Annotated in this window: 2 protein-coding genes; one reads left to right on the top strand and one right to left on the bottom strand. The window is 67.1% G+C overall.

What is annotated here, in order from left to right; all coding sequences use genetic code 11:
* Positions 1-1,253, top strand: a 1,253-nt coding sequence (locus JSV65_08915) for a DUF4091 domain-containing protein (GenBank protein UCH36457.1), incomplete at its 5' end; no start/stop codon positions are given.
* A gap of 36 nt (positions 1,254-1,289) precedes the next feature.
* Here JSV65_08915 and JSV65_08910 read toward each other — a convergent pair.
* Positions 1,290-2,980: polysaccharide deacetylase family protein (locus JSV65_08910; GenBank protein ID UCH36456.1), on the bottom strand; the 1,691-nt coding region annotated here is incomplete at its 5' end.

Genomic DNA, 2,980 nt, shown 5'->3' with positions numbered 1-2,980 from the left:
TTCAGCCCGTCTGGGTCACGGTCTATTGCCCCGCCGCCGTGCCCGCCGGTGAATACCGCGGCGAGATCATCATCAGGCCCGACAACGCGCCGGAGACGCGCGTCCCCCTCGTTGCCCACGTGTGGGACTTCGCCCTGCCGAAGGAGACACACCTCAGGACCGCGTTTGCGTTCTCCGAGGGTGGGGTCGCTGCATGGTACGGCTACGATCCCGTACCAACCGACGTGCTGCTGACGTGGTACGACTTCCTGCTGCGCCGCCGTATTAATCCGACGAACATCTATTCCTCGAAACCCGTGCCCGCCGCGGAGAACATGGCATTCTGCGCGAGCCGCGGCCTCAATGCATTCAACATCAAGTGTTTCGGCTATCCATCAGCGCCGGAGCAGCGACGCGCCGTGGTCGAGGAAGTGCGGGCGTATTCCGAGCTTCTCCGGGAGCGCGGCTGGTTCGACCTGGCATACGTCTATGGGTTTGACGAAATCCGCCCTGCCAACTACCCAAAGCTGCGCGAAATGTACGGGATGATCCGTGAAGCGGTGCCCGGACTTCCCCGCGCCTGCACGGTCGTGCCGAATGAAGAGCTGAAGGGGTACGTTGACATCTGGGTGCCGCTGACCGCGCATTACCGACACGACATTGCCGAGCATTACCGCGCGCAAGGCGACGAGGTGTGGTGGTACGTCTGCTGCGCGCCGCACCACCCCTACGCGAACTGGTTCATTGACTACCCCGCAACCGACCACCGCGTGTTGTTCTGGCAAAACTGGAAGTACGGCGTCAACGGGTTCCTCTACTACGCGCTCAATCGGTGGCATAGCAACCGCCTGGCGCAGCCGCCGCCGGGCGACCTGATACCGCTGGACGACCCGGCCGCGCGCTCCGCCATCGCCGCCGGCAAGCGATGGCCGGAGGTGCCGTGGAATACCTTCACCTATTCGAACTTCAACGGCGACGGCCAGCTCATCTACCCCGGACCCAATGGCAATCCGCTCAGCTCGGTTCGCCTGGAATGCATTCGGGACGGGATCGAGGACTACGAGTACTTCCACCTGCTGTCGCAGCTCACCGCGCGGCTGGACGGGCCTGAGCGGTATCACGTCATCGTGAAGAAGGCGAAAGCCTTGCTGAGCGTCGAGCCCCTGGTGGTGCAGAGCCTGACCGAGTACACGGACGATCCGGAAATGATCCAGCGCGCCCGGCGCGCCCTCGCGGAGCACATTGAGATCATGCGCCGCGCGGCGGAGGGCTAGCCGTCAACTCCGCAGCGGCGTCCTTCGATTGGCGGCTCAGCGCCCCATCGCGTCCGACAGGGCGGCGAAGGTGTACCCCCGCTTCTTGAGCGCTGCCAGCAACCCGGGCAGGATGTCGGCGCTCTCGTCCGGGCCGTTGTGCAGGAGCACGATGGCACCCGGCTTGACGTCCTGGAGAAGCCTCGCCACGCCCTTCTCCGCCGGCAGGCCCGCGCAGACGCTGACGTTCGCCGACCACAGTATGGTCCGATAGCCGACCGCTGCCGCCGCGGCGCGGACCGCAGCATTGCGCTGCCCGCCCGGCGGTCTGAACAGTCGCGTATGCTGGCCCGTGGCGTCTTCCACGATGGCCTGGGTGCGTAGGAGTTCCTGCTGAATCTCGGCGGTCGTCTTGCGCGTCATGTCGTCGTGGGAATAGGAGTGATTCGCGATCTCGTGCCCATCAGCCGCGATGGCGCGCAGCAGCTCCGGATGTGCCCGCGCCTGTGTCCCCACGACGACGAACGTGGCGCGAACATTGGCGTCGCGTAGCGCTTGCAGAATCCGCTCGGTGTAGATCGGATGCGGACCATCGTCGAATGTCAGGCACACGCGCTTGTCAGGCACCGAAGAGACCTCGGAGGTAGATCCCTTGAGCCCCAGCGCGGCGCACAGCGCCGTCGCGCGCTGCCGCGCGTCCGCGAAACCGGGGTCCAGCGCGACGACGCGTTCGTAGTGCCGCAGCGCCGCCTTCTGGTTGGCCGGCGCGTGGGCGCGAGCCAACCAGTAGTGAAGATGGACGCGATTTGGGATCGGGGCCAAAGCCGATCGCAGGCCCTCGAGCGCGGCGGCGTATTCGGTTCCGTCGTACCGATCCGGCGGCTCGCCTTCTGCGGCTGACCAGACGACGGTCCCGGTGCGCCCCAGAATCGTGCGGTCGGCCCAGACCTCGGCGCCTACGCCGTGCGGTCCGGGCGCAAGTTCGCGCGGTAGGCCGAACTGATGCGGCGTGGTGTTGCTCATGCCGGCGTGCCGTCCGTCAACTCTGAGGATGACGTAACTCGGTTCGCCGGAGCCCAGCCAGGTCACGACGGCGCGGCGCGGCGGGCCTTCGATGATATCCAGCCGCACCACCTCGGTTTCCTGCGGCTGAGACGGCGATCGAGGAATATTCGGCAGCGCAAGCGCCGTCAGCGGCGCGGCGTAGCGCGAACCGGGACAGACCTCAGCGGCCCGCTCCAGGGGTGGGATGCTTTCGCTGCCCGGTAGTGTCCTGCCGAGGACAGCCAACGCCAGCGGATCGTCAGGCAAGCTCTCCAGAGCGGACTTCGCGGTCTCCTGCGCGCCCTCGGGGTCTCCCGCCGATAGCTTCGCGTACGCGAGCGCCGGCAGCGCCGGCTCGAACTCGCTTTGCGCCAGCGCCTCCAGTTCTTCCGCGGCCGCATGCACCTCACCGCGCTGGAGCAGGCAGATCGCGCGCCCGAACTGCGCGAGCGGAGCGACGGCCCGCGCCTGCTGCGATCCCCTTGCGGCGAGGTGCGCTGCCTGCGCGAAGTCTGCCATCGCGCGGTCGACATACCCCCTCCCGAGGCGCGCCGCGCCGAGACCGACCCATCCCAGCGAATCAGAGTAGTCCTGGAGGTTTGCGGCGGCGAACGTATCCTCCGCCTGGCGGGGTGTGTCCCCCCGCAGCAGGTCAATCCCCTCACCGATCCGCTCGAGGTAGCTCGGCTCGGCAGGAGCCGCGG

The organism is Armatimonadota bacterium (genome assembly GCA_020354555.1).
In the GTDB taxonomy this organism is placed as follows: domain Bacteria; phylum Armatimonadota; class Hebobacteria.
Note: the sequence above shows the minus strand (reverse complement) of the source record. Positions and strands in the feature narration are given on the sequence as shown.